At 53.4% G+C, this 24,542-nt stretch carries 27 protein-coding genes; 13 read left to right on the top strand and 14 right to left on the bottom strand.

What is annotated here, in order from left to right; translation table 11 throughout:
* Nucleotides 1-2: 2 nt before the first annotated feature.
* Nucleotides 3-653, bottom strand: a complete 651-nt coding sequence (gene csgD, locus KK102_RS04445; protein ID WP_010429571.1) for a biofilm master transcriptional regulator CsgD — start codon at nucleotides 651-653, stop codon at nucleotides 3-5.
* A 757-nt stretch (nucleotides 654-1,410) separates the two neighbouring features.
* Between csgD and csgB the strand changes: the two genes are divergently transcribed.
* The 5 genes from csgB (at nucleotide 1,411) to ymdB (ending at nucleotide 3,855) form a co-directional block, all read left to right on the top strand.
* Entirely contained in the window at nucleotides 1,411-1,866 is a 456-nt protein-coding gene (csgB, locus tag KK102_RS04440) for a curli minor subunit CsgB (protein ID WP_108418057.1), read from the top strand.
* Nucleotides 1,867-1,905: 39 nt separating this feature from the next.
* On the top strand, nucleotides 1,906-2,358 hold the full coding sequence (gene csgA / locus KK102_RS04435) for a curli major subunit CsgA (protein WP_126543680.1): 453 nt from the start codon (nucleotides 1,906-1,908) through the stop codon (nucleotides 2,356-2,358).
* Nucleotides 2,359-2,417: 59 nt separating this feature from the next.
* Complete coding sequence (gene csgC / locus KK102_RS04430) at nucleotides 2,418-2,750, top strand: curli assembly chaperone CsgC (RefSeq protein ID WP_126543681.1); 333 nt, start codon at nucleotides 2,418-2,420, stop codon at nucleotides 2,748-2,750.
* Nucleotides 2,751-2,914: 164 nt separating this feature from the next.
* Nucleotides 2,915-3,235, top strand: a complete 321-nt coding sequence (locus KK102_RS04425; protein WP_126543682.1) for a type 1 fimbrial protein — start codon at nucleotides 2,915-2,917, stop codon at nucleotides 3,233-3,235.
* Nucleotides 3,236-3,312: 77 nt separating this feature from the next.
* Nucleotides 3,313-3,855 (top strand): O-acetyl-ADP-ribose deacetylase, encoded by a 543-nt coding sequence (gene ymdB, locus KK102_RS04420; RefSeq protein ID WP_126543683.1) that lies wholly within the window; start codon nucleotides 3,313-3,315, stop codon nucleotides 3,853-3,855.
* Between the two features lie 36 nt (nucleotides 3,856-3,891).
* Here the strand turns inward: ymdB and mdoC are convergent, their stop codons facing one another.
* A complete protein-coding gene (gene mdoC, locus KK102_RS04415) occupies nucleotides 3,892-5,028 on the bottom strand; it encodes a glucans biosynthesis protein MdoC (RefSeq protein WP_126543684.1) in 1,137 nt (378 codons plus the stop codon).
* Between the two features lie 273 nt (nucleotides 5,029-5,301).
* Here mdoC and mdoG point away from each other — a divergent pair, with 273 nt between their 5' ends.
* From mdoG to KK102_RS04400, 3 genes are all read left to right on the top strand, one after another.
* A complete protein-coding gene (gene mdoG / locus KK102_RS04410; RefSeq protein ID WP_126543685.1) occupies nucleotides 5,302-6,837 on the top strand; it encodes a glucans biosynthesis protein MdoG in 1,536 nt (511 codons plus the stop codon).
* Complete coding sequence (mdoH, locus tag KK102_RS04405; RefSeq protein WP_216357040.1) at nucleotides 6,830-9,358, top strand: glucans biosynthesis glucosyltransferase MdoH; 2,529 nt, start codon at nucleotides 6,830-6,832, stop codon at nucleotides 9,356-9,358. Before mdoG ends, mdoH begins: the two co-directional genes overlap by 8 nt.
* A gap of 83 nt (nucleotides 9,359-9,441) precedes the next feature.
* The gene (locus KK102_RS04400; RefSeq protein ID WP_010429597.1) at nucleotides 9,442-9,669 is read left to right on the top strand and encodes a YceK/YidQ family lipoprotein; all 228 of its coding nucleotides are present in this window, start codon (nucleotides 9,442-9,444) and stop codon (nucleotides 9,667-9,669) included.
* Nucleotides 9,670-9,676: 7 nt separating this feature from the next.
* Here KK102_RS04400 and KK102_RS04395 read toward each other — a convergent pair whose 3' ends face one another.
* The 3 genes from KK102_RS04395 to KK102_RS04385 form a co-directional block, all read right to left on the bottom strand.
* A complete protein-coding gene (locus tag KK102_RS04395; protein ID WP_100167059.1) occupies nucleotides 9,677-10,051 on the bottom strand; it encodes a MysB family protein in 375 nt (124 codons plus the stop codon).
* 86 nt (nucleotides 10,052-10,137) lie between these two features.
* On the bottom strand, nucleotides 10,138-11,367 hold the full coding sequence (gene mdtG / locus KK102_RS04390; RefSeq protein WP_216357039.1) for a multidrug efflux MFS transporter MdtG: 1,230 nt from the start codon (nucleotides 11,365-11,367) through the stop codon (nucleotides 10,138-10,140).
* A 139-nt stretch (nucleotides 11,368-11,506) separates the two neighbouring features.
* Nucleotides 11,507-12,433 carry a Kdo(2)-lipid IV(A) acyltransferase gene (locus KK102_RS04385; RefSeq protein ID WP_126543688.1) on the bottom strand — a complete coding sequence of 309 codons (927 nt, stop codon included), beginning with the start codon at nucleotides 12,431-12,433 and terminating at the stop codon, nucleotides 11,507-11,509.
* Between the two features lie 219 nt (nucleotides 12,434-12,652).
* Here KK102_RS04385 and trhO point away from each other — a divergent pair, with 219 nt between their 5' ends.
* The gene (gene trhO, locus KK102_RS04380; protein WP_216357038.1) at nucleotides 12,653-13,702 is read left to right on the top strand and encodes an oxygen-dependent tRNA uridine(34) hydroxylase TrhO; all 1,050 of its coding nucleotides are present in this window, start codon (nucleotides 12,653-12,655) and stop codon (nucleotides 13,700-13,702) included.
* A gap of 37 nt (nucleotides 13,703-13,739) precedes the next feature.
* On the opposite strand, the gene KK102_RS04375 is transcribed toward trhO, so the two are convergent.
* The 9 genes from KK102_RS04375 to mdtH all read right to left on the bottom strand — a co-directional run bounded on the left by KK102_RS04375 (nucleotide 13,740) and on the right by mdtH (nucleotide 20,424).
* A complete protein-coding gene (locus tag KK102_RS04375; protein WP_126543690.1) occupies nucleotides 13,740-14,318 on the bottom strand; it encodes a YceI family protein in 579 nt (192 codons plus the stop codon).
* Nucleotide 14,319: 1 nt separating this feature from the next.
* Nucleotides 14,320-14,886 (bottom strand): cytochrome b, encoded by a 567-nt coding sequence (locus tag KK102_RS04370; RefSeq protein WP_126543691.1) that lies wholly within the window; start codon nucleotides 14,884-14,886, stop codon nucleotides 14,320-14,322.
* Nucleotides 14,887-15,112: 226 nt separating this feature from the next.
* Entirely contained in the window at nucleotides 15,113-15,226 is a 114-nt protein-coding gene (locus tag KK102_RS04365; RefSeq protein ID WP_010429609.1) for a DUF2770 family protein, read from the bottom strand.
* 50 nt (nucleotides 15,227-15,276) lie between these two features.
* On the bottom strand, nucleotides 15,277-16,395 hold the full coding sequence (solA, locus tag KK102_RS04360; RefSeq protein WP_126543692.1) for an N-methyl-L-tryptophan oxidase: 1,119 nt from the start codon (nucleotides 16,393-16,395) through the stop codon (nucleotides 15,277-15,279).
* Nucleotides 16,396-16,511: 116 nt separating this feature from the next.
* Nucleotides 16,512-16,766, bottom strand: a complete 255-nt coding sequence (gene bssS, locus KK102_RS04355; RefSeq protein ID WP_003858012.1) for a biofilm formation regulator BssS — start codon at nucleotides 16,764-16,766, stop codon at nucleotides 16,512-16,514.
* A gap of 270 nt (nucleotides 16,767-17,036) precedes the next feature.
* A complete protein-coding gene (gene dinI / locus KK102_RS04350; protein WP_126543693.1) occupies nucleotides 17,037-17,282 on the bottom strand; it encodes a DNA damage-inducible protein I in 246 nt (81 codons plus the stop codon).
* 74 nt (nucleotides 17,283-17,356) lie between these two features.
* The gene (gene pyrC, locus KK102_RS04345) at nucleotides 17,357-18,403 is read right to left on the bottom strand and encodes a dihydroorotase (RefSeq protein ID WP_216357037.1); all 1,047 of its coding nucleotides are present in this window, start codon (nucleotides 18,401-18,403) and stop codon (nucleotides 17,357-17,359) included.
* 127 nt (nucleotides 18,404-18,530) lie between these two features.
* A complete protein-coding gene (locus KK102_RS04340) occupies nucleotides 18,531-19,091 on the bottom strand; it encodes a lipoprotein (protein ID WP_010429621.1) in 561 nt (186 codons plus the stop codon).
* 124 nt (nucleotides 19,092-19,215) lie between these two features.
* Nucleotides 19,216-20,424 (bottom strand): multidrug efflux MFS transporter MdtH, encoded by a 1,209-nt coding sequence (gene mdtH / locus KK102_RS04335; protein ID WP_216357036.1) that lies wholly within the window; start codon nucleotides 20,422-20,424, stop codon nucleotides 19,216-19,218.
* A 237-nt stretch (nucleotides 20,425-20,661) separates the two neighbouring features.
* Here mdtH and rimJ point away from each other — a divergent pair, with 237 nt between their 5' ends.
* The 4 genes from rimJ to murJ all read left to right on the top strand — a co-directional run bounded on the left by rimJ (nucleotide 20,662) and on the right by murJ (nucleotide 24,497).
* Nucleotides 20,662-21,246 (top strand): ribosomal protein S5-alanine N-acetyltransferase, encoded by a 585-nt coding sequence (rimJ, locus tag KK102_RS04330; RefSeq protein WP_010429626.1) that lies wholly within the window; start codon nucleotides 20,662-20,664, stop codon nucleotides 21,244-21,246.
* Between the two features lie 9 nt (nucleotides 21,247-21,255).
* A complete protein-coding gene (locus tag KK102_RS04325; RefSeq protein WP_216357035.1) occupies nucleotides 21,256-21,906 on the top strand; it encodes a YceH family protein in 651 nt (216 codons plus the stop codon).
* A 2-nt stretch (nucleotides 21,907-21,908) separates the two neighbouring features.
* On the top strand, nucleotides 21,909-22,832 hold the full coding sequence (locus KK102_RS04320; RefSeq protein WP_216357360.1) for a Gfo/Idh/MocA family protein: 924 nt from the start codon (nucleotides 21,909-21,911) through the stop codon (nucleotides 22,830-22,832).
* Between the two features lie 129 nt (nucleotides 22,833-22,961).
* Nucleotides 22,962-24,497, top strand: coding sequence for a murein biosynthesis integral membrane protein MurJ (murJ, locus tag KK102_RS04315; protein WP_126543697.1), 1,536 nt, complete (start codon nucleotides 22,962-22,964; stop codon nucleotides 24,495-24,497).
* The last annotated feature ends 45 nt before the right edge of the window (nucleotides 24,498-24,542 follow it).

The raw sequence follows: 24,542 nt of genomic DNA, 5'->3' as shown, positions 1-24,542 counted from the left end.
TATTAACGCCTGAGGTTATCGTTTGCCCATGAAACGGCCTGAGTCCGGTTTTTAACAGCTATCTTCTTGAAAAGATTATAAAGGTGCGTCTTGACCGTATTTTCGCTGATAAATAACGAACGGGCGATTTCAATGTTTGAAGCACCAATGCGCAACTTGTTAAGGATCTCTTTCTCACGATGCGTCAGCAGTGCAGACTCAGTACTGTTGTAGCGATAATTTCCGGAGTGTGTAATGAGGTAGCTGGCAAGCTTTTGCGAGAAATAGCATTCGCCTCGCAATATGCCCTGCAAGCCTTCCACGACACGATTCTCTTCTTCAGTGACGTAGAACACGCCATTGATATGCGGCCAGCTTTCTATGTCTCTAAAAGGATATTCATCAGGGGTATTCAATAATAACACGCGGATATTATTGTTTTTCCTGCTTAAGTTATCTTGCCAGTAATGGATCAGCTTTTTATCCGCTTCCATCATATCGAGCAGAATGATACTGCCAGGTGCAATGTCATCAAAAGAACGTTGAATATTATGCAATTTCCCGTTCAATGAAAGAGATTGCTTTAAATGCTGCAATAATGCTGTCGCTTGTAAAGAAGGTTTGGTGATCAACAATAATGTATGACCATGTAAACTATGGACTTCATTAAACATGATGAAACCCCACTTTATTTATGACACCCGGCAGTTATCCCTTGTTAATAGATAAGGAATACCAGAAGCACTGACAGATGTGGCACTGCTGTGTGTAGAATCAAACCATTCCTCCAGAGGAGGACGGAAATAAAAATAAAATGACTTACTACTGTTTTCAATCTAGCTATTACAAACGTTAAAGCAAGTGTTAATCATGTAACTAAATGTAAAATTCAATATTAAATTGTGTATTTACGGTAATAAATTAGTTTTTGTTTAAGATAAAAGTTGTACACGAGAATAACACTGCACACATTTTAAAAATCATACAAATAATTATAGTTGTATGAAAAAGAACAGTTTTTATAATTCTGATCCCACCGGTAAAAGGTATGAGACACATAAGAAAACTAAGCCTTCCCTCATCAGGGCATTCCTTCTTAAGAAAACTCACCCTGTGTGACAAGGTTTCCAGATTGTCTCGCTTGGATGTGGTGAAGCCAGGCTGCGTAAGGCTGGACAAGAAACCTGCCATTGTACAGGATCTGAGAGAGACGATTTTTTTCTCGCGCTAAACCTAACGTCTGTCAGCGTATTTTTAGCGGAATTAATACTTTGAGGTGAAGTCATTAATTAAAATAAGCCGCGCGGGTGAGATATTTAAATTGTTTCGACAGACATACTCTTTTTCGTAACGCGGCGTTAACAAAAAAACGATTCGCGTTTGTGCATGAAGAAACGTTATTTTGTGTATAGCCAGGTCCAGGGTGACAACATGAAAAACAGAACGTTATTTATGATGTTTACATTACTGGGTGCGCCTGGATTTGTAACCGCAGGCGGTTCGGACTTAGCCGGTTCTGAATATAACTTTGCGGTTAATGAATTAAGTAAGTCTTCCTATAATCAGGCAGCCATTATTGGTCAACAGGGTTCAGGTAATTCTACTGATATTCGTCAGGACGGTTCCAAATTAATGTCCGTTGTCTCTCAGGAGGGGGGAGGCAACCGAGCGAAGGTTGATCAATCAGGAACTTATAACCTTGCTTATATCGATCAAGATGGAAATGGTAATGACGCGAGTATTAAGCAGGACGCTTTTGGTAATACCGCAATGATTATCCAAAAAGGGTCGGCTAACAGAGCGAGTATTACGCAGTATGGTACGCAGAAAACAGCAGTTGTAGTGCAGAGACAGTCACAAATGGCCATCCGCGTTATTCAACGTTAGGGCGTTGTGGCGACTTAATCAATCCGATGGGGGTTTACCATGAAACTTTTTAAAGTGGCAGCAATTGCAGCAATCATCGTTTCTGGCAGTGCTTTCGCAGGTGCGGTACCTCAATTTGGCGGCCACGGTCATGGCCACGGTGGCGGTAATAGTGGTCCTGACTCAACCCTGAGCATTTACCAGTTTGGTGGCGGCAACTCTGCTCTTGCCTTGCAAACGGATGCGAGAGATTCAGAAGTGACAATTACCCAGCATGGCGGCGGTAACGGTGCTGATGTTGGACAAGGATCTGATGACAGCACCATCGATCTGCTGCAGAAAGGCTTTGGTAACAGCGCAACCATTGACCAGTGGAACAGCAAAAACTCCGTCATCGATGTTAAACAGTACGGCGGCGGCAACGGTGCGGCAGTGGACCAGACAGCATCTGGATCGACTGTTACCGTGCACCAGGTCGGCTTTGGCAACAATGCGACCGCACATCAATACTGATTTCAAATCTGTGCTACAAAAAACAGGGCATTTGCCCTGTTTTTTTTCGGGAGTTCATCATGAATACCTTAATTCTCCTTGCCGCGCTTTCCAGCCAAATAACCTTTAAAACATCGCAGCAGGGAAATATGACCACCATTATTCCCCAGGTTACCCTGACGCATGCGTGCGATTGTCAGGTTCAAATTTTGTCCGTTCGCCAGGGAGAGGGAGGCCAAAGTACCTCACGCCAGCAAAATACCTTATCTATACCCGCTAATCAGACGATTGATTTGATGAGACTGAGTTTAAATATTGGCTCAGGGGATACGGTGAACATTACGGTCACCGTCTCTGACGGAAAATCGCTGCATTTATCACAACAATGGTCGCCTGCAGAACGCTCGCTTTAATCATTCACGAAATCAATGGTTTGGGAATGTGGCGGGAGTTGAAAGGTGTAACTATGATGTTATCAGGAGCTGAACACGTTTCGCTGTTCAATTACCTGATACGGCGTTGTCATACTGGAGCGTTTTTACCCCTCAAGGATGATTTATTTTGAGGAGTACTGCTTGTGACCAAATCTACCGCTCTGCTCATCTCAGGTTTTAGCCTGATTGTCTCGGCTTTTATGACACCCGCATTTTCAGCAACGGTTGTTGAAGGCGGTGTTATCCATTTCCGCGGTGCCATTGTTGCCGATCCCTGTGAGATTACTCCCCAACATCGTCAGTTCGCGATGTCCTGCCCGGAAAATAACCGTATTCAGACCCGGATGGTCAGCTATGAGGATGCACTGAATGGGCGCTCGGCCTATCCGGGGCTGACAACCGTGAGTATGCATTATCTCAATCCTGAAAAAACGCTGGCCGTTGTTAAGGTGGAATATCGCTAGCCGTTTTAAACGATAGTTTTTTCTGTCCCTTCCCTCTGCGATACACTTAAGAAAAAGGCGGGTAGCAGGGGGAATGTATGAGACCGCAAATCGACATTATTCACGGCGATATCACAACGTTACATGTTGATGTGATCGTCAATGCAGCGAATTCATCGTTGCTCGGGGGAGGCGGCGTGGATGGCGCTATTCATCGCGCTGCCGGACCGCAATTGCTCGAAGCCTGTAAGGCCGTGCGTCAACAACAGGGGGAATGCCCGCCGGGGCATGCCGTCATTACGCTGGCAGGGGATCTGCCCGCCAAAGCCGTAATTCACGCCGTGGGACCGGTGTGGCAGGGGGGCGATCGCCACGAGGCTCGGATCCTTGAGGATGCTTACCGTAACTGCCTGCGCCTCGCTGCGGACAATGGCTATAAAACCCTGGCGTTTCCTGCCATTAGCACCGGTGTTTATGGCTATCCCAAAGCGGCTGCCGCGACCATTGCGGTGAATACCGTTTACCACTACCTTTCCCTGAAGCCCATGCCGGAAAAGGTCATCTTTGTCTGTTTCGATGAAGAAACCACGCATCTCTACCAGAGACTTCTGACCCAGCGTGGAGAAGAACTGGACGGCTGATACAAAAGCGGCGCCCTATTGGCGCCGCTTTTTCGATCACGCTTTAACCTGCGGTTTTCCGGAGAAGAGGAACCGCAGTAGCGGGATCCGCAGATGGATTTCGTACAGCACGATGGCAATCCCAATCACGAAGACCAGCCCGGTGAAGAAGCCCAGCGTGTTGGAAGCAATGTGCGGGGTAATGTAAGCGCCGAAGAACAGCGTCAACGGGTGATGCACCAGATAAATGAACAGTGACGCATTAACGAAATAGGTTACGCGACTGGATTTAAAGTTCAGCAGGCGGTGGCCGAGAGCAAACACCACGTTCACCATCCACAAGCCCAGCAGCATGGTAATGACACTTTCCGTTTCGTACATCCACGCGTCACCGCTGCCGTAGCGCTGATTGAGAAGATAGGCCACGAAGGCAAGGGCGGCACCGACAGCACACCAGGGCGACGGTTGGGTAAACAGCGCCTTTAACTGCGGATAGACAAACGCCAGCGCTCCCACCAGGAAGAAAGGAATGTAGAACAGCGACTGCATCACCACGAAATTAAACAGCCCGTCGCTCAGGATGGGTGGATAGACAATGAACAGCGTGCGTCTGATGGCCGCGTAGACAATCCCCAGCAGCAAAAAGAGCAGGGACAGTTTACCGAGCGTAATGTTGGCAAAGAAAGTGTCTGACGTAGCGCTTAAATGACGGCGCAAACGGCTGAAGATGACCAGACTGACAGTGGTAAGAACCACCAGAACCAGCAGGAACCAAAGGTGTGAAACCAGCTCCCAGACCAGCGTATTGTACTTTTCATACAGCGACAGGTTAGGCCAGTTTTCCGCTTTGCCTTTCACATACTGCAGCATAATAAATTGCGGCAGCGTCAACAGGGGGATAGCGGTGAGCATCGGTATCCCGACGCGCTCTACGCGCACCTTCCACCATCGCTTAAGCGGGTAGCGCAAAAACAGCATATAAGAGAAATAGCCGGATATGACAAAAAACACCTGCATACGGAAGGCGTGAATGAAGTCATTGAACAGCGTCAGCCACCAGGAGGGCATTTGGCTGTTCACGTGCCAGGTGTGGCTGGAATAAATCAATGAAATGTGAAAGGGGATCCCCAATAGCATCAGCCATGCCCGGATCGAGTCGAGGAAATATTCACGTTGTACGGGTGTTGTGCTCATATAACTCAGTACATTCTCAGACTAATCGTCTTATCCCTAAGACGCATAATGGTTACATTCGAAGCCAACCCTACACCAAGACCGACACCCTGTCTCCAGGATAAGCACGCAAAGTGAAAAGCGGGTTCTTTCATTTGCTTAATCCCTGAGCCAGCGAGCTGAACAAAGCAGTGATAATGTTGTCGGATTGCCTGAGTTTCCATTAAAATGGATCGGATCGATATAAGCACACAAAGGGGGAAGTGCTTACTTATTATGAAACATAAATCACAAATGATGAAAATGCGTTGGTTGGGTGCGGCAGTGTTGTTGTCCCTGTATACCTCATCGGCCTGGTCCTTTACCATCGATGACGTTGCTAAACAGGCCAAGTCTATGGCTGGCAAGAGCTACGAAGCGCCAAAAAGTAACCTGCCCTCCGTTTTCCGTGACATGAAGTACGCGGACTATCAGCAGATCCAGTTCAATCACGACAAAGCGTACTGGAACAACGTTAAAACCCCGTTCAAGCTTGAGTTTTATCATCAGGGTATGTATTTCGACACGCCGGTTGCTATCAATGAAGTGACGGCAACCGCGGTACGTAAAATCAAGTACAGCCCGGATTATTTCAATTTCGGCGATGTGCAGCACGACAAAGAGACGGTTAAGGACCTGGGCTTCGCTGGCTTCAAAGTGCTTTACCCAATTAACAGCAAAGATAAAAACGACGAAATCGTCAGCATGCTCGGTGCCAGCTACTTCCGCGTGATTGGCGCAGGGCAGGTATACGGGCTTTCCGCGCGTGGTCTGGCTATTGATACCGCGCTGCCATCAGGTGAAGAATTCCCACGTTTCCGTGAGTTCTGGATCGAGCGTCCAAAACCAACGGATAAACGTCTGACAATCTATGCGCTGCTGGACTCCCCTCGTGCAACCGGCGCATATCGCTTCGTGATCATGCCGGGACGCGACACTGTCGTTGACGTGCAGTCCAAAGTTTACCTGCGCGATAAAGTGGGCAAGCTGGGTGTTGCACCGCTGACCAGTATGTTCCTGTTCGGGCCGAACCAGCCGTCTCCGGCGACCAACTTCCGCCCGGAACTGCATGACTCTAACGGTCTCTCTATCCATGCCGGTAACGGCGAGTGGATCTGGCGTCCGCTGAATAACCCGAAACATCTCGCGGTGAGCAGCTTCGCGATGGAAAATCCGCAGGGCTTTGGTCTGCTGCAGCGTGGCCGTCAGTTCTCTCGCTTTGAAGACCTGGACGACCGTTACGATCAGCGTCCAAGCGCCTGGGTAACCCCGAAAGGTGACTGGGGTAAAGGAAAAGTCGAGCTGGTCGAAATTCCAACCAACGACGAAACCAACGATAACATCGTCGCTTACTGGACCCCGGACCAGCTTCCGGAAGCCGGTAAAGAGATGAACTTCAAATACGCCATCACCTTTAGCCGTGACGAAGACAAACTGCACGCGCCGGATAACGCGTACGTGATGCAGACCCGCCGTTCAACGGGTGATGTGAAGCAGTCAAACCTGATCCGTCAGCCTGACGGCACCGTGGCTTTCATCGTGGACTTCGCGGGCCAGGACATGAAAAAACTGTCCCCGGATACCGCCGTGACTGCGCAGGCGAGCATCGGTGATAACGGTGAGATCGTTGAAAATGCCGTACGTTACAACCCGGTAACGAAAGGGTGGCGTTTGACCCTGCGCGTGAAAGTGAAAGATCCGAAACAGACCACTGAAATGCGCGCTGCGCTGGTCAGCAACGATCAGCCGCTGAGTGAAACCTGGAGCTATCAGCTACCTGCCAATGAATAATACATCTGAATATATCGATGCCATGCCGCTGACGGACATAGAAAAAGCGGCACTGCCTAAAAGCGACATCCGTGCGGTACACACCGCGCTGGATGGCGATCGTCGTCAGTTTACACGTGATGATGATACGCCGCTGGGGTCAGTAAAGGCGCGTCTGGAGCAGGCCTGGCCAGACTCGCTGGCAGAAGGACAGCTGATCAAAGACGACGAAGGGCGCGATCAGCTTCAGGCGATGCCGAAAGCCACGCGTTCTTCTATGTTCCCCGATCCGTGGCGCACCAACCCGGTGGGTCGCTTCTGGGATCGCCTGCGCGGACGTGATGTTACGCCGCGCTATTTGTCGCGTCTGACCAAAGAAGAGCAGGCCTCAGAGCAGAAGTGGCGTACTGTCGGAACGATCCGTCGTTACACGCTGCTGTTGCTGACGCTGGCGCAGACGGTGGTGGCAACCTGGTACATGAAGACCATTCTGCCGTATCAGGGCTGGGCGCTGATCAACCCGGCTGACATGGTAGGCCAGGATATCTGGGTCTCCTTCATGCAGCTGCTGCCGTACATTCTGCAAAGCGGCATTCTGCTGTTGTTTGCCGTGCTCTTCTGCTGGGTCTCGGCGGGTTTCTGGACCGCACTGATGGGCTTCCTGCAGCTGCTGATGGGGCGTGATAAATACAGTATTTCAGCGTCAACGGTCGGGGATGAACCCCTTAATCCTGAGCACCGTACTGCGCTGATTATGCCTATCTGTAACGAAGACGTTGACCGCGTGTTTGCGGGGCTGCGCGCAACCTGGGAGTCTGTTAAGGCGACCGGTAACGCAGAGCATTTCGACGTTTACATCCTGAGCGACAGCTACAACCCGGATATCTGCGTAGCAGAACAAAAAGCCTGGATGGAGCTGATTGCGGAAGTGCAGGGCGAAGGGCAGATCTTCTACCGCCGCCGCCGCCGCCGTGTGAAGCGTAAAAGCGGTAACATCGATGACTTCTGCCGTCGCTGGGGCAATCAGTACAGCTACATGGTGGTCCTGGATGCCGACTCCGTGATGAGCGGCGACTGTCTGAGCGGTCTGGTCCGCCTGATGGAAGCCAATCCGAACGCCGGTATCATTCAGTCTTCGCCAAAAGCGTCCGGTATGGACACGCTCTATGCGCGCTGCCAGCAGTTCGCAACCCGTGTGTACGGCCCGCTGTTTACGGCTGGTCTGCACTTCTGGCAGTTGGGTGAATCCCACTACTGGGGCCACAATGCGATTATCCGCGTGAAGCCGTTCATTGAGCACTGCGCGCTTGCGCCGCTGCCGGGTGAAGGGTCTTTTGCCGGGTCGATTCTGTCGCATGACTTCGTGGAAGCAGCGCTGATGCGCCGCGCAGGGTGGGGCGTCTGGATTGCCTACGACCTGCCAGGCTCATACGAAGAACTGCCGCCGAACCTGCTGGATGAGCTCAAGCGTGACCGTCGCTGGTGCCACGGTAACCTGATGAACTTCCGCCTGTTCCTGGTGAAAGGTATGCACCCGGTTCACCGCGCGGTATTCCTGACCGGCGTGATGTCCTATCTCTCTGCACCGCTGTGGTTTATGTTCCTGGCGCTGTCGACTGCCCTACAGGTGGTTCATGCCCTGACGGAGCCGCAATACTTCCTGCAACCGCGCCAGCTGTTCCCGGTGTGGCCGCAGTGGCGTCCGGAGCTGGCAATAGCGCTGTTTGCGTCGACAATGGTGCTGCTGTTCCTGCCTAAGCTGCTCAGTATCATTCTGATCTGGTGCAAAGGCTCGAAAGAGTATGGCGGTTTCTGCCGCGTGACGCTCTCGCTGCTGCTGGAAGTGCTGTTCTCCGTGCTGCTGGCGCCGGTGCGCATGCTGTTCCATACCGTGTTTGTGGTCAGCGCCTTCCTCGGCTGGGAAGTGGTCTGGAACTCACCGCAGCGTGATGACGACTCCACCCCGTGGGGCGAAGCCTTCATGCGTCACGGTTCGCAGCTGCTGCTCGGTCTGGTGTGGGCGGCCGGGATGGCGTGGCTGGATCTGCGCTTCCTGTTCTGGCTGGCACCGATTGTCTTCTCGCTGATCCTGTCGCCGTTTGTGTCCGTGATCTCCAGCCGTTCAACGGTGGGGCTGCGTACCAAACGCTGGAAGCTGTTCCTGATCCCGGAAGAGTATTCTCCGCCGCAGGTGCTGGTGGATACCGACAAGTATCTGGAGCAGAACCGCAGCCGTTCGCTGGATGATGGCTTTATGCACGCGGTGTTTAACCCGTCATTCAACGCCCTTGCGACGGCAATGGCGACCGCGCGTCACCGCGCCAGCCAGGTGCTGGAGATCGCTCGCGATCGCCACGTTGAGCAGGCGCTGAACGAGACGCCGGAAAAACTCAACCGCGACCGCCGTTTGGTGCTGCTGAGCGACCCGGTCACCATGGCGAGGCTTCACTATCGCGTGTGGTCTGCTCCGGAGAAATACTCTTCGTGGGTGGGCTACTACAAAGAGCTGAAGCTGAATCCGCTGGCGCTGAAGGCGAAGTAAGCTGCTAAGTAGGGCGGGTAAGCGAAGTGCACCCGCCAGATAAAATACCGGCTGCGAGGCCGGTATTTTTTTAGAGGTAATGAATGAAAATAATTGTCGTGGTGTTGATGACATGTCTGCTCAGCGGCTGCGGCAGCATTATCAGCCGCACTATTCCGGGGCAAGGTCACGGGAATCAGTATTATCCCGGCGTCAAATGGGACGTACGAGATTCCGCCTGGCGCTACCTGACCGTGCTCGATCTGCCGTTTTCGCTGATCTTCGACACGCTATTGCTGCCCATCGATGCCAGCCACGGCCCTTACGAGTAGTGAGAGCTTAACGTTCGTCCCACTCGTCGGCTGCGGTCTGGCCCTCTTCGGTATCCAGCGGCGGTTCGAGTTGAAATTCTCCCTCATCCCATTCATGCAGGGTATTTTCCTCAAGCCATTCCTGGCGTAATTCAATTTCGTCGTAATCGCCGTCGAAGACGGCCTGGGCACCTTCACCGCTCAATATCGGCAAACATTCTCCCTCTTCACCGTCGTCGGCAAAGAATTCGGCCTGCCACATAATATCGCCGTCCTGCAGGACATATTTTTGGATATTGAGTTGTTGCACGTCAGCATCTTCTTCCTCAATGCCGGGATTATCGGCGAGGAATTCTTCACGAGCGGCATCAATTGCTTCTTCCAGCGTGGCGTACATGGTCATCGGTGTCTCCCTGTTTTTCATGAAGGTATTCAGGGAAAGAATAGCTGATTCTCTGATTTTGCAAGTATGAATGCGAAAATAAGCCGTCAGGCATTTGTCTTATTCAGTTCAGAACGCATCGTCCGGGACAAACTGAGCCAGGAATAAATGGCGTTAAACAGCACGACACCGGCCGTGACGATAAAAACGGCGCGAAAGCCGAAGCTGGCGGAAATCCCCGCCCCGACAAGCGGCCCGGTGACGTTGCCGATATCACGAAACGACTGGTTATAGCTAAAAATACGTCCGGCGATTTGGTTCGTTGAGTTGTAGACCAGCAGGGTCTGTACGGCAGGTAATAACGCACCGTCTGCCGCGCCGAGCAAAAAGCGCAGCAGGCCGAGTTGCCAGGGTGAGTGCACCATCGCCATCGGGATGAGTAACAGAACGGAAATCACCAGGGCACAAATCAGGATCTTTTCGGGCCCAACGCGGTCGCCGAGTTTGCCCAGCCTTGGCGCGCTAAGCAGTGCCGCCACGCCAGGTACTGAAGCAATCAGCCCGCTGATAAAGGCAATATTACTGACGTTGCCCGCCAGATCGCGCACGTACAGCGTTAAAATAGGGGCGATCGACCCGGTCGCCACCTGAATGATCATGGTTGTCACGAACAGGCTCAACACCAGTTTGGGGTTTTTCAGCGAGGTAAGAACATCCCGCGCATGAAGCATCTCTTTTTTGGCGACCGGCGTGAATTTTTCACGGATGCAGAGCAAGGTGACGACAAAGCAGAGGAACAGCACGCTGGCGGTGATGAAAAAGACGGGCCGCAGGCCGTAGCTATCCGCCAGCAAGCCGCCCGCCAGAGGTCCAAGAAGCGCACCGCTGACGCCACCCGTTGAGAGCGTACCGAGAGCCCAGCCGCTTTTATGGCGCGGAATTTGTGTGGCAATCAGGGCGTTAGCATTGGGAATGAATCCGCCCAACAGGCCAAGCAGTGCGCGCAGCACCAGGAACTGCCAGACGTTTTGCGCCACGCCCATCAGCGCCATAATGATGGCCATCCCCAGCGCTGAACGCAGCAGCATAATTTTTCGCCCCTTGCGGTCGGCAAGGCCGCCCCAGAATGGCGAAGCGATGGCGGAAAACAGAAAGGTGATGCTAAACACCAGACCTGACCACATATTGAGCGCGCTGTGGCCCGTAACGCCAAGCTGTTCAACGTAGAGAGGCAGGAAAGGCATGACCAGGCTGAACGCCGCGCCCGTCAGAAAGCAGCCGAGCCAGGCAACCGCGAGGTTACGTTTCCAGTTTATGGGAGCATCTGAGGGTGACATAACTCTCCGCAAATTAAGATACAGTGCGCCGGGAAGGGGAAGTAATAAGCGTGCTAATTATGCGCCTGGGTCAGGATTGCCGCAATGAGGGGGAGCTTTTAAAGCTAAAACAGCATGCGGCCCGGAGGCCGCATGACAATCAGTATCGGGAGGGAACGCCCTGCGGGCGCGTTTTAAAGCGGCGATGAAGCCACATGTATTGCTCTGGTGCCAGCATGATGCATTTCTCTACGATACCGTTCATCCAGCGCGCGGTGGTTTCTGCGTCGTCCAGAGGCGGCGTGAGCTCTGGCTCAAGCATGATGAGCTGATAGCCTGAACCATCCGGCTTGCGGCGTGGGACAAAGGGAACAATGGCCGCTTTAGACATTCGGGCGAGCATCCAGGTCCCCGTGGTGGTCGCCGCTTCATCGACGGCAAAAAACGGCACAAACACGCTGGATTGCGGGCCGTAATCGTGATCGGGGGCGTACCAGACCACCTCACCGGATTTGAGGGCGCGGATCATGCCCTTCAGATCTTTACGGTCAATCATGCTTTTGTTAGAGCGCATGCGGCCATTGGTCTGGATGAGATCGATGACCGGGTTGTCATTCGGCCGATATACGCCAATACCAGGCGCCTGCATGCCAAACATCCGCGCGCCGATTTCAAGCGTCAGGAAATGGACGCCAATCAACAGTACGCCGGTCTGATTAGCCTGCAATGTGTGCACGGGCTCCATACCGGTTCCGGCAACCTCCGTCCAGCGGGCCATTCTTTTGTCCGACCAGAACCATGCAATGCCTGTTTCCATCAGCCCCATGCCAACGGATTCGAAATTTTTAACTACCATATCGTGACGATCTGTCTCGCTCATCTGCGGGAAACAGAGTTCGAGGTTGCGGTAAGCAATCCTGACGCGGCGTTTCATCAATTTCCGCGCAACGTGGCCGATCCCCTTACCGAGGCGGAAAATAACCGGGTAAGGTAGCTGTACGATAAGCCACAACAAGCCAATGCCAATCCAGGTCAACCAGTAGCGGGGATGCAAAAGGGCGGCAGTAAATTTCGGTAACTGGGTCATGTCTGTCCTGTGTTCTTACGTCCTGAATGGCTATTCTCGCATTTTTTAGTACGTAGCCAAAATGTCTGTCATCGAAACGTGCACGAATCCAGCAATTGTTAATCCTGGTAAATCAGGTAGGCTGAAATGTAGCGTAAATTGTGTGGATGTAAATTAGCTTTGTTTGCTATATGATGCCGACCGATTTTAATTCTCTAACGATTGCAGGACTTGTACACCATGCCAGTGTTACACAACCGCGTATCGAATGAGATGTTGAAAGCGCGTATGTTGGCTGAAACCGAACCGCGCACGACTATCTCGTTCTACAAATACTTCACTATCAACGATCCACAAGCGACCCGCGATGAACTCTATCAGGCATTGACTGCGCTCAATGTCTTCGGGCGCGTCTATCTGGCGCATGAAGGTATTAATGCGCAAATCAGCGTGCCGGAAAGTCAGGTCAACGCCTTCCGTGATTTTCTTTACGGCTTCGATCCGGCGCTTAATGGCTTACGCCTGAACATTGCGCTGGATGATGACGGGAAATCGTTCTGGGTTCTGCGCATGAAAGTGCGCGAGCGTATCGTGGCTGACGGTATTGACGATCCCAGCTTTAATGCCGGCGACGTCGGGGAATACCTCAAGGCCGCTGAAGTGAACGCCATGCTTGACGATCCTGATGCGGTCTTTATCGATATGCGCAACCACTATGAGTACGAAGTGGGCCATTTTGAGAACGCGATGGAAATTCCGGCTGATACCTTCCGCGAGCAACTGCCGAAAGCGGTTGAGATGATGCAGGAACATAAAGACAAAAAGATCGTGATGTACTGCACCGGCGGGATCCGCTGTGAGAAAGCCAGTGCGTGGATGAAGCACAACGGTTTCAGCAAGGTCTGGCACATCGAAGGCGGCATCATTGAGTATGCGCGCCGCGCGCGCGAGCAGGGCCTGCCGGTGCGCTTTATCGGCAAAAACTTTGTCTTCGACGAGCGCATGGGGGAGCGTATTTCCGACGACGTGATCGCCCACTGCCACCAGTGCGGAACGCCTTGCGATACGCATACCAACTGCAAAAACGACGGTTGCCACCTGCTGTTTATTCAGTGTCCAACCTGCGCTGAGAAATTTAACGGCTGCTGTAGCGAGCTGTGCAGCGAAGAGAGCGTGCTGCCGGAAGACGAGCAGCGTCGCCGTCGCGCAGGTCGCGAAAACGGGAACAAGATTTTTAATAAATCCCGCGGACGTCTGAATACCAAACTGGGTATTCCCGACCCTGAGTAATGAATATGCCCGACGGGAAATACCGCCGGGCATTTTTTTATCCTTTCTGCTGAACGCCTTCGACGGAAATAATCAGTTCCACATCCTGAGATGCCGGGCCTAAATCCGTGGTGATGTTAAAGTCTTTCAGATGAATTTTACCTGCGGCTTCAAAACCGGCGCGTTTCCCGCCCCACGGATCGTCACCCTGACCGAGCAATTTCGCATTCAGAGTGACGGGTTTGGTCACGCCATTAAGCGTCAGGTTGCCGGTAATATCCAGCTTATCACCGTCCTTTTTCACGCCGGTAGAGGCAAACGTCGCCTGCGGGAATTTCGATACGTTCAGAAATTCTGCACTGCGTAAATGTTTATCACGCTCGGCGTGGTTGGTATCCACGCTATTGGTATTAATGGTGACATTGACTTTATCCGCTGCCGGATTTTTCTCGTCAAAAGTAAAGGTGCCATCAAAATCCTTAAAGGTGCCATAGAGCCAGCTATAGCCAAGATGCTGAATACGGAAATTGACGAAGGCATGTTGGCCCTCTTTATCAATTTTATAATCAGCCGCAACAGCAGAACCGGTGGTGAATAACAGTGAACCTAAGGCGATGCCCAGCAGGTGTTTTTTCATTTTATGCTCCAGAGTCAGAGGACGAACGGCCAAGCATGCGCTTCAGCGTGTCGTCTTTATCGATAACGTGATGTTTGAGGGCCGCAAGCCCGTGAAGGACAGAAAGAATAACCACGCTCCAGGCCAGCCACAGATGGACAACGCCAGCGGTATCCGCCTGGACGGCAGCATCGCTGAGGGTGGCGGGAACGTCAAAAAGTCCAAAGACGCTGATCGGCTTGCCATCCGCTGTTGAAATAAGGTATCCGCTAATCAGAATGGCAAAAAGCAGGGCGTAGAGAGCAATATGGGCCGCGACAGCGCTCACGCGCGTGAATTTACCGTGGGTTTTCGGCGCGGGCGGCGGCGGGGAAATATGTCGCCAGACGACGCGAACAACCAGACCCATCATCAACAGGACACCTATGCTTTTATGCAGTTCCGGTGCCTGGTGATACCAGCCGTCATAATAGCTTAACGTGACCATCCAGAGTCCAAGCCCGAACATAGCATACACCGCAAGCGCGAATATCCAGTGCAAACCTATGGATATTATTCCGTAGCGATGGGGGGTATTACGCAATTGCATAGGAGATACCACTCAAATTCATTCGAGCAATAAAAATGAACGGGAACAGAGGATATTGCAACTGAAATAAGCAGATAACCTTTTTAATTTAATTTATTTCAGCGTATTTGAAGGTGTTGCGTGGATGTATTTCAAAAGCTTCGAGCAATAAAAATCAGGAGGAATCAGTGGATGCGTTAAAACATAATTAATCTCAAGAAGTGTCAATAAACGTCAGCGTTTCTTTTCAATAAAATACAATGTAAATAACATCAATGATGGCCAGCAGCGCCCACAATAACAGATAGAGCATAAAATGCTCGCGAATATTATTGACGAGTAAGTCGACGATCCTGCGCATCATTTTTCCTCAGATAAAAGAGGCTCCGGAGATCCGGAGCCTGGCGGGTATTATCCGTTAAAACGTGAGAGCGAGAAGGGCTGCAGATCAAATGGCGGCGTAATACCCTGCGCAAACTGCGCGGCAATTTCGCCAAGCACGGAGGCAAACTTGAAACCGTGGCCGCTTAGGCCGGTAATGAGCAGCGTGTTGTCATGCTCCGGCAGGGTATCAATAATGAAATCTTCATCTGGCGTATTGTCATAGGTGCAGGCCGCGCCGTAGAGCAAGCCGCCAACGCCCGGCAGGATAGTGCGCAGGAACATGAACGCCTCTGAACCATCCTGAGGGTACGCGCCAAAAGGTTTACGCTCCTCAGGCGTGGAGATCATTTGTCCGCCGTTGTGTTTGCCAATCTTGAGCGCGTCCTTCTCTGACGGGAAGCCGTAGAACTGATCGCCATTCGGTAACTCGCCGGTGAATGCCGGGAATTTATTCTGCGTGCTGTAACGCCCGTCTGACTGGAACCAGGAGAAGACTTTGCGCACGGGCTGAATGGGCAGATCCGGGAGCAGTTTTGTTACCCAGGTTCCGGCGCTAATTAGCAGCCGAGACGCAGAATAGTCACCGTCAGCGGTGGTGACGGTGACACCGTCAGCATGATGGGTAATGCCGCTTACGGGGCAGTTGAACAACTGGGCACAGCCGGCTTTTGCCGCCAAAGCAATCCATGTCTTAATGGCCGCCTCACAGTGCAGTACGCCCGAGTTGGCTTCAAACAGCCCGATGTAATCATCCGGAACGGCGATCTCCGGCCAGCGTTGCATAATGCCGTTCGCATCCAGACGTTCAACATCAAGATTAAATTCCTTCGCGCTCTGTTCCACGTTCGCAAGAAATGCAGAACTGGCCGGGCCAAGGTTGATAATCCCCGTGCGGTCAAAAATGCGTTCTTCGGTCAGCGTTGCCAGTTCATCCCACAGCGTCTGGGCGCGTAAGACCAGCGGGACATAGCGCTCCCCTTCACCATAGGCGTGGCGAATAAGACGGGTATCACCGTGATGGCTACCTTCCGCGTGCGGAGGAAGGTGGGCATCAATCATCAGAACCTTCAGACCGGCCTGCGTTGCGTAATAACCGGCAGCAGAACCTACGGAACCGCTACCAATAATGATTAAGTCGTATCTCATATGCATCTCGTTAACTCACGCTTTGTTAGCAGAGTAATTAACTATGCGGGCTGACACAAGGGAGAAATAAATAAGGCACCACAAGGGTGCCTGTTGAGTGAAAAATGGGCATCTTACTAATGCCGTTTATACTCATTTTCCTGATAGTCGCCAGATTCTATTTTTGCGATACCTGCTTCTAAAATAGAAATAAACTGACGGGCGACGTCTGTTGTAAGCCACAGCGTCTGTCCAACTTCCGCTTCGTCACGGTTGAGTTGATTTGGGGTCTGGTAGTGCAAACGCAGCATCAGCGCATCGTAGCTATCTACGGTACTGATATCCCAGCCGACAAGCGGGTGGGTCTGGATGACTTCACTATTCTTTTCCATTATAACCCCCTAAATGCGTGTTAGAAGACAACGGCTTTGAGGTTCAATGCATGTTTTTCTGAAAGCATCTTCAGTATACAAGTAATAAGGGTTCCGAAGAGAAAAATAAACAGCTGGCGACACATTTTTCTGCGTTTTAGGATTCTTCGAACAATAAAACACCGTCTTGTTCACGATTTTCTAAGAAGATGCTGAAATAATTTGAACTTATCCAGGATAAAAAGACAAAAAAAAGCCGGGGCGACCCGGCAAAACAATGAGGGAGCAAGGTTAATCCGTGATGAACCAGTCGTCGGCGCTTTCCCACGTTTCCTGCAGGATTTCGCTGATACGATCTTTGTCTTCTTTTGCACCGCCGATGACGGAGAGGTTGTTTGCGGCCGCGTAACGTACCGTTACGGCGCCATCATTATCAGGAAAGGTGCTGTGAATACGACGGGATAATTCACCCGCCAGCGCATCGAGTGCGCCAGCAGGCAGAACGGTTGTTTTGGCAATGGTGACTTCAATACGCATAAATGCCCCCTGTGTAATATACTGTTTATATATACAGGTATATTATGCGTTTGACAACAAGAGGCGTTGATTTTTTAACGTTTTACCGTCCAGTTTACGGTTTCACCGGCCAGGAATGGGATCAGCGTGTCGTCCGTCAACGGAATTGCCTCGTCCACCTGGCTTGCTTTGCGCTCCAGCTCGATGAAGCTGTCATTCACCGGCAGGCCATAAAAGCGTGGGCCGTTGAGGGAGCAGAACGCTTCAAAATGTTCCAGCGCATTCATCTCTTCAAACACGGTGGCATAGCTCGCCAGCGCAGTAGGAGCGTTGAAGCAACCCGCGCAGCCGCAGCTGGCCTCTTTACGATGACGCGCGTGCGGGGCGGAGTCGGTACCCAGGAACGCGCGGGAGAAACCGCTCGCAACCAGCTCGCGCAGGGCTTGCTGGTGGATATTGCGTTTGAGGATCGGCAGGCAATAGAGGTGGGGGCGCACGCCGCCAACCAGCATGTGGTTACGGTTAAACATCAGGTGCTGAGGCGTGATGGTGGCGGCGATAAGATCGTTGCCATCGCGAACATATTCCGCGGCGTCTTTGGTGGTGATGTGTTCAAACACCACCTTGAGGGCAGGCAGACGCTGGCGCAGCGGTTCCATTACCGTTTCGATAAACCGGGCTTCACGGTCGAAGATATCAATCTCGGCGTGCGTCACTTCCCCGTGTACCAGCAGCGGCATGCCCAATTTTTGCATCCGTTCCAGAACGGGCATGATGGCGTCAATGCTGGTCACACCGTGGCTGGAGTTGGTGGTGGCATTGGCCGGGTAGAGTTTCGCCGCGGTGAAGACGCCTTCGTTAAACCCGCGTTCCACTTCGTTCGGGTCCAGTGAATCGGTCAGGTAACAGGTCATCAGCGGGGTGAAATCATGCCCCGCCGGAACGGCGTCAAGAATGCGCTGGCGGTAAGCCATCGCGGCATCGACGGTCGTGACTGGCGGAACCAGGTTAGGCATAACAATCGCGCGGCCATAAATTTCGCTGGTGTAGGGCACGACGGTTTTCAGCATATCGCCATCGCGCAGATGGATATGCCAGTCGTCAGGGCGGCGGATTTTAAGAACCTGGGGTTGTGCAGTCATGGAAGCTCCGGCTTGTCAGTAATCAGTCATAAGGATGGCTGTTTTTGCCGGACACAAATCATAAGCGGAAACGTTTTCGTTTGCACACTTTTCTGCGAAAAAAAAGGGCGCTTCCGCACCCTTCAGGTTAATCGGTGAAAGGAATAATGATTTCTCCCGGTTTCACCTCTATCCCTTTTGCATATTTTTTCGCGAGCGCTTCACCCTTACTCTTGTCTTCGCTCAAGACATAGGCGGGTTGCTGGTTGAAGTAATTACGCAACGACTGATTCAGATAAGGCATCAGGGTTTGCAGTACCGGCTTCATTTTGTCCGGCGTGACGACCGCATCGACGATCTCCATTTCCTGCAGGAAAATGGCCCCTTTCTCTTTGTTGAAGACCGGCAGCGCCTTGAGCTTCAGCTTAATATCGGCTTTCTGGTTGCCGAATAACGAGGTCATATCCAGCGTGGCGTCACCGGAAAGGGTGACTTTGTTCGGCTCTTCGCGACCAATCTGGCTGGCGAGATTGCTGAGGACGATATGGGCATCGGCAAGGCCCGGAACGCCGATGTCTTTGGCAAAGTTATTATGTTTTTCCAGCGCCTGATTAATTTCCTGCTCACTGACGGTGTACTGCGTAAGCTGGTTACAGCCCACCAGCAGGCCACTCACAATTAACGCAGCGGCAATGACAATCTTCTTCATAGTGTTCCTCAACGAAAAATCGGCGCATCTGTCCTGATACGCAAGTATGTCAGTGTGACCAGGGAGAAACCAGCAGAAAAAACTGAGAATTGAGGCGGGAAAGGATGCCCGCCAGAAAGAAGAACTAGGCGCCGGGTTCGAGCATGCCGCTCGCGCTGCGCTTCTGGCTGAATTGCCACCACAGGGCCAGCAGGGTCATAAAGCCTACCACGCCGAGCATCATCCAGGGCAGTTCCGGCTGGCCCAGCGCTTTACCGGCGTCGAACAGCCAGCCGCCTCCGGCATAGCCCAGCGCGCCGCCAAGGGCGAGCCCAAGTCGACTGAACCCCATATAGCTGCCACGCGCGCGCGCATCGGCCAGTGAGGCGCTCAGCGTTTCACGCGCGGGTTCGGCAACGATTGAGCCGATGTAGAAGGTGCAAATCAGCATGAACAGCTGCTGCAGCGAATTCACCAGCCCAATGGGCATCATGCTCAGCGTCATCAGCAGAAGCCCAGCCATCAGGCGATGCTCCAGACGAAAGCGCCGCTCGCTCCAGCGGGCGATCGGGTAGAGGAGCGTCAGTGACAGGCAGGCCTCAATGGCATACATCCACTTCACGGCGGCAGGGGTTCCCGCAATGTCGTTAACCATGATCGGCAGCATCAGCATGACCTGCACCGCCAGCATGTAGTACCCCGTCAGGGTGAGCACATAGGTGACAAAGCGTTTGTCGCGCAAAACGCGGCCCAGACCTTCTCGCACCGGTGCTTTCACCGTCGACAGTTTCCACGCGGGCAGGAACAGGCCATTGAACAAGGCGCAGAGAATAAACAGCACCGCACCGGTCGCACAGACCAGACGGAAATCATACTGCAGGAGCCAGCTGCCCAGCAGTGCACCAATCACCGCGCCGGCGCTATCCTGCATCATCAGAATCGAGAAGAAGCGTCCCCGGTGCTGCGGGCGGATCAGCTTCACCACCAGCGCGGTACGCGGCGGATCGAACAGGGTGCCGCCAATCCCGGAGAGGAAGCAGGAGAACCACAGCAGCCAGGGCTCGTGGGCGATTGCCATCGTGGCAAAGCCTGCCGCGCGTAACAGCATGCCGGTAACGATCATCGGTTTAGCGCCGAAGCGGTCAGCAATGGCCCCGCCAAAGACGCCCAGACCCTGCTGGACAAACTGGCGCAACCCCAGTGCAATGCCAACCATTAATGCCGCCCAGCCCATCTGATCGACAAAGCGGATCGAAATAAGCGGAAAAACGACAAAAAAGCCGAGCACGACCAGCATGTTATCGACGAGCAGGAAATATTTACCCAGGCTCCTGGCCTGTGTTACGCGGGACATTTTCCCTCCAGGGAAAATAAGAAGGTGAGCACGCTAACATTCTGCGGTGTCGCCGCGTTTTTTCCCACCCCCGGGCGTGACAATATTTTTTTATCAAAAGGGTGCTTTGATAGAGAGTTCTCATCGAAAAATGTGAAAAGAGGTCAAAATGGTATGTCACTGTTTTCACAGACGGCGCAGGCGCAGGTATAGTAAAGCTAATGGGTAGAACAGAAGTGACGGGAAGGAGTGGTATCGATGTTTGGCTATCGCAGCAATGTGCCAAAAGTGCGTCTGACAACGGACAGGCTCGTCGTTCGTCTGGTGCATGAACGTGATGCCTGGCGTCTGGCGGATTATTACGCCGAGAATCGCCAGTTTTTAAAGCCCTGGGAACCCGTTCGGGACGAGAGCCATTGTTACCCCTCCGGCTGGCAGGCGCGTCTCAGCATGATCGCGGAATTTCACAAACAGGGCAGCGCGTTTTATTTCGCGCTGCTGGATCCGGAAGAAAAAGAGATTATCGGCATCGCCAATTTTTCTAACGTGGTGCGAGGATCGTTCCACGCCTGCTATCTCGGCTACTCTATCGGTCAGAAATGGCAGGGGCAGGGGCTGATGTTTGAGGCGTTAACGGCGGCGATCCGCTACATGCAACGCACGCAACATATCCACCGTATTATGGCGAACTACATGCCGCATAATCAGCGCAGCGGGGATTTGCTGGCGCGCCTGGGCTTTGAGAAAGAGGGCTACGCCAAAGACTATCTGCTTATCGATGGCGAATGGCGCGATCATGTCCTCACCGCATTAACCACCCCGGACTGGACTGCAGGTCGTTAAGGAGAAAAGATGAAATATCAGTTAAGCGGTGCAGAAGCGCGCGTGATTGGGTGCTTGCTCGAAAAACAGGTTACCACGCCGGAGCAGTATCCGCTCTCTGTCAACGCCGTGACCATGGCCTGCAACCAGAAAACCAACCGCGAGCCGGTGATGAACCTCAGCGAGCATGACGTTCAGGACGTGCTGGATGCGCTGGTCAAACGCCACTACCTGCGCACCGTCAGCGGCTTCGGTAATCGCGTCACTAAGTATGAACAGCGCTTTTGTAACTCTGAATTTGGCGACCTGAAGCTGAGCAGTGCGGAAGTGGCGGTCATCACCACGCTGTTGCTGCGCGGGGCCCAAACGCCAGGAGAACTGCGCACGCGCGCTTCCCGTATGCATGAGTTCAGCGATATGCAGGAGGTCGAACAGACGCTTGAAGGGCTGGCGGCTCGTGAGGATGGCCCGTACGTCGTGCGTCTCGCGCGCGAGCCGGGCAAACGCGAAAGCCGCTATATGCATCTGTTCAGTGGGGATGTGGATATTTCAGTTAAATCCATTGCAGCCGATATCAATGCTGGAGATGTCGATTTGGTTGCCCGCGTGGAGGCACTGGAAGACGAGGTTGCCGGGCTGAAACAGCGTCTGGATGCATTGCTGGCACATTTGGGAGACTGATGGTGAAAAAATTACGCATTGGCGTGGTGGGGCTGGGCGGTATTGCACAGAAAGCCTGGCTGCCGGTTTTGGGGGCGGCGACGGACTGGACGCTGCAGGGGGCATGGTCACCCACGCGCGAGAAGGCCGAGCGGATCTGTGAAACCTGGCGCATGCCGTATGCCAGCTCGCTTCAGGCGTTAGCCCGGGAGTGCGATGCGGTATTTGTGCATACCTCAACGTCTACCCACTATCAGGTGGTGAGCGAGTTGCTCAACGCGGGTGTCCACGTCTGCGTGGATAAGCCGCTGGCGGAAAATGTTCAGGATGCCGAGCGGCTGATTGAGCTTGCCGCGCGCAAAAAGCTGACGCTGATGGTGGGCTTCAACCGACGCTTCGCGCCGCTTTATCAGCAGTTGAAAGCGCAGTCGGGCGCGCTCGCCTCTCTGCGGATGGATAAACACCGCACCGACAGCATTGGGCCGAACGATCTGCGCTTCACCCTGCTGGATGATTATCTTCACGTGGTGGATACGGCGTTATGGCTGACGGACGACAATGCGCAGCTGAAAAGCGGCACTCTGCTGACAAACGATCAGGGGCAGTTGGTCTACGCGGAACACCACTTTGCCGTTGAGCATCTTCAGGTGACTACCAGCATGCACCGTCGGGCCGGTAGCCAGCGTGAATCCGTGCAGGCAGTGACCGACGGCGCGCTGGTCGACATCACGGACATGCGTGAGTGGCGAGAAGAGAAGGGCAACGGCGTGGTGACGCTGCCCGTTCCCGGCTGGCAGAGTACGCTGGAGCAGCGCGGGTTTGTTGGGTGCGCTCGTCACTTTATCACCTGCGTGCAAAATCAGACGGTTCCTGAAACCTCCGGCGAGCAGGCGATACTGGCGCAGCGCATTGTGGAAAGGCTCTGGCGCGACGCCATGAGTGAATAACTCGCTGTAACATCTGCGGATAGTAATTCGTTGAAATCCGGTTAGACTAAGCGCCGCTTGTTGGCATTGCCGGGTGGCGCTTAGGTTTACCCGGCCTACAAATCCGTATGGTTCTGGAAATTCACGTTAATGAACTTATTAAAATCGCTGGCGGCCGTCAGCTCGATGACCATGTTTTCCCGCGTGCTCGGCTTTGCGCGCGACGCCATTGTGGCAAGGGTATTTGGTGCAGGGATGGCCACGGACGCCTTCTTCGTCGCGTTCAAATTGCCGAACTTATTGCGCCGTATTTTTGCGGAAGGCGCGTTTTCCCAGGCCTTCGTGCCGATTCTCGCAGAATATAAAAGCAAGCAGGGCGAGGATGCGACCCGCGTTTTTGTCTCTTACGTCTCGGGGCTGCTCACCCTGGCGCTGGCGGTGGTGACCGTCATCGGGATGCTGGCCGCGCCCTGGGTGATTATGGTCACGGCACCGGGCTTTGCGGATACGGCGGATAAATTTGCCCTGACCTCGCAGCTGCTGCGCATTACTTTCCCCTATATTCTGCTGATCTCGCTGGCCTCGCTGGTGGGGGCGATACTCAATACCTGGAACCGCTTCTCCGTCCCGGCGTTTGCGCCGACGTTTCTTAACGTCAGCATGATCGGCTTTGCACTGTTTGCCGCGCCGCATTTCAACCCGCCGGTGCTGGCGCTGGCCTGGGCCGTGACCGTGGGCGGCGTGCTGCAGCTTGCTTACCAGCTGCCGCACCTGAAGAAAATTGGCATGCTGGTTCTGCCGCGCATCAATCTCAAAGATGCCGGGGCGATGCGCGTGATCAAGCAGATGGGACCCGCCATTCTTGGTGTCTCCGTCAGCCAGATCTCACTCATCATCAACACCATCTTTGCCTCTTTCCTGGTGTCCGGCTCGGTCTCCTGGATGTACTACGCTGACCGTCTGATGGAGTTTCCGTCCGGCGTGCTGGGCGTGGCGCTGGGGACGATTCTGCTTCCGTCGCTGTCGAAAAGCTTTGCCAGCGGCAACCACGATGAGTATTGCCGCCTGATGGACTGGGGGCTGCGTCTCTGCTTTCTGCTGGCGCTGCCGAGCGCGGTGGCGCTGGGGATTCTGGCGAAACCGCTGACGGTGTCGCTGTTCCAGTACGGTAAATTTACCGCCCATGACGCCGCCATGACCCAGCAGGCGCTTATCGCCTATTCGGTAGGGTTGATGGGGCTGATTGTCGTGAAGGTGCTGGCGCCGGGATTCTATTCACGCCAGGATATCAAAACGCCGGTGAAAATCGCCATCGTGACGCTGATTATGACTCAGTTGATGAACCTGGCGTTTATTGGTCCGCTGAGACACGCCGGGCTGGCGCTGTCGATCGGTCTGGCGGCCTGCCTGAATGCCGGGCTGCTGTACTGGCAGCTGCGCAAGCAGGATATTTTCACGCCGCAGCCGGGCTGGTCGCGTTTTCTTGTGCGTCTGGCGATCGCGGTGCTGGTGATGTCGGCGGCATTGCTGGGCATACTGTATGTCATGCCGGACTGGTCAGCGGGCACCATGCCATTCCGCCTGATGCGCCTGATGGCCGTTGTGGTGGTCGGCGTGGTGGCCTACTTCGCCACGCTCGCGGTGTTGGGATTCAAGGTGAAAGAGTTCACCCGCCGTACGGCATAAACGCCAAAAGGGGAGTTCACCTTATGGTGCTCCCCTCCGCCTGAT

Source organism: Enterobacter quasimori (assembly GCF_018597345.1).
Taxonomy (GTDB): domain Bacteria; phylum Pseudomonadota; class Gammaproteobacteria; order Enterobacterales; family Enterobacteriaceae; genus Enterobacter; species Enterobacter mori.
The sequence above is the reverse complement of the archived record's forward strand: the minus strand, read 5'-3'. Positions and strand labels throughout refer to the sequence as shown.

What these genes read in the sequence shown, in the direction of transcription:
- csgD (WP_010429571.1), bottom strand. Translation starts at nt 653, where the DNA reads ATGTTTAATGAAGTCCATAGTTTACATGGTCATACATTATTGTTGATC.
- csgB (WP_108418057.1), top strand. Translation starts at nt 1,411, where the DNA reads ATGAAAAACAGAACGTTATTTATGATGTTTACATTACTGGGTGCGCCT.
- csgA (WP_126543680.1), top strand. Translation starts at nt 1,906, where the DNA reads ATGAAACTTTTTAAAGTGGCAGCAATTGCAGCAATCATCGTTTCTGGC.
- csgC (WP_126543681.1), top strand. Translation starts at nt 2,418, where the DNA reads ATGAATACCTTAATTCTCCTTGCCGCGCTTTCCAGCCAAATAACCTTT.
- ymdB (WP_126543683.1), top strand. Translation starts at nt 3,313, where the DNA reads ATGAGACCGCAAATCGACATTATTCACGGCGATATCACAACGTTACAT.
- mdoC (WP_126543684.1), bottom strand. Translation starts at nt 5,028, where the DNA reads ATGAGCACAACACCCGTACAACGTGAATATTTCCTCGACTCGATCCGG.
- mdoG (WP_126543685.1), top strand. Translation starts at nt 5,302, where the DNA reads ATGATGAAAATGCGTTGGTTGGGTGCGGCAGTGTTGTTGTCCCTGTAT.
- mdoH (WP_216357040.1), top strand. Translation starts at nt 6,830, where the DNA reads ATGAATAATACATCTGAATATATCGATGCCATGCCGCTGACGGACATA.
- KK102_RS04400 (WP_010429597.1), top strand. Translation starts at nt 9,442, where the DNA reads ATGAAAATAATTGTCGTGGTGTTGATGACATGTCTGCTCAGCGGCTGC.
- KK102_RS04395 (WP_100167059.1), bottom strand. Translation starts at nt 10,051, where the DNA reads ATGACCATGTACGCCACGCTGGAAGAAGCAATTGATGCCGCTCGTGAA.
- mdtG (WP_216357039.1), bottom strand. Translation starts at nt 11,367, where the DNA reads ATGTCACCCTCAGATGCTCCCATAAACTGGAAACGTAACCTCGCGGTT.
- KK102_RS04385 (WP_126543688.1), bottom strand. Translation starts at nt 12,433, where the DNA reads ATGACCCAGTTACCGAAATTTACTGCCGCCCTTTTGCATCCCCGCTAC.
- trhO (WP_216357038.1), top strand. Translation starts at nt 12,653, where the DNA reads ATGCCAGTGTTACACAACCGCGTATCGAATGAGATGTTGAAAGCGCGT.
- KK102_RS04375 (WP_126543690.1), bottom strand. Translation starts at nt 14,318, where the DNA reads ATGAAAAAACACCTGCTGGGCATCGCCTTAGGTTCACTGTTATTCACC.
- KK102_RS04370 (WP_126543691.1), bottom strand. Translation starts at nt 14,886, where the DNA reads ATGCAATTGCGTAATACCCCCCATCGCTACGGAATAATATCCATAGGT.
- KK102_RS04365 (WP_010429609.1), bottom strand. Translation starts at nt 15,226, where the DNA reads ATGCGCAGGATCGTCGACTTACTCGTCAATAATATTCGCGAGCATTTT.
- solA (WP_126543692.1), bottom strand. Translation starts at nt 16,395, where the DNA reads ATGAGATACGACTTAATCATTATTGGTAGCGGTTCCGTAGGTTCTGCT.
- bssS (WP_003858012.1), bottom strand. Translation starts at nt 16,766, where the DNA reads ATGGAAAAGAATAGTGAAGTCATCCAGACCCACCCGCTTGTCGGCTGG.
- dinI (WP_126543693.1), bottom strand. Translation starts at nt 17,282, where the DNA reads ATGCGTATTGAAGTCACCATTGCCAAAACAACCGTTCTGCCTGCTGGC.
- pyrC (WP_216357037.1), bottom strand. Translation starts at nt 18,403, where the DNA reads ATGACTGCACAACCCCAGGTTCTTAAAATCCGCCGCCCTGACGACTGG.
- KK102_RS04340 (WP_010429621.1), bottom strand. Translation starts at nt 19,091, where the DNA reads ATGAAGAAGATTGTCATTGCCGCTGCGTTAATTGTGAGTGGCCTGCTG.
- mdtH (WP_216357036.1), bottom strand. Translation starts at nt 20,424, where the DNA reads ATGTCCCGCGTAACACAGGCCAGGAGCCTGGGTAAATATTTCCTGCTC.
- rimJ (WP_010429626.1), top strand. Translation starts at nt 20,662, where the DNA reads ATGTTTGGCTATCGCAGCAATGTGCCAAAAGTGCGTCTGACAACGGAC.
- KK102_RS04325 (WP_216357035.1), top strand. Translation starts at nt 21,256, where the DNA reads ATGAAATATCAGTTAAGCGGTGCAGAAGCGCGCGTGATTGGGTGCTTG.
- murJ (WP_126543697.1), top strand. Translation starts at nt 22,962, where the DNA reads ATGAACTTATTAAAATCGCTGGCGGCCGTCAGCTCGATGACCATGTTT.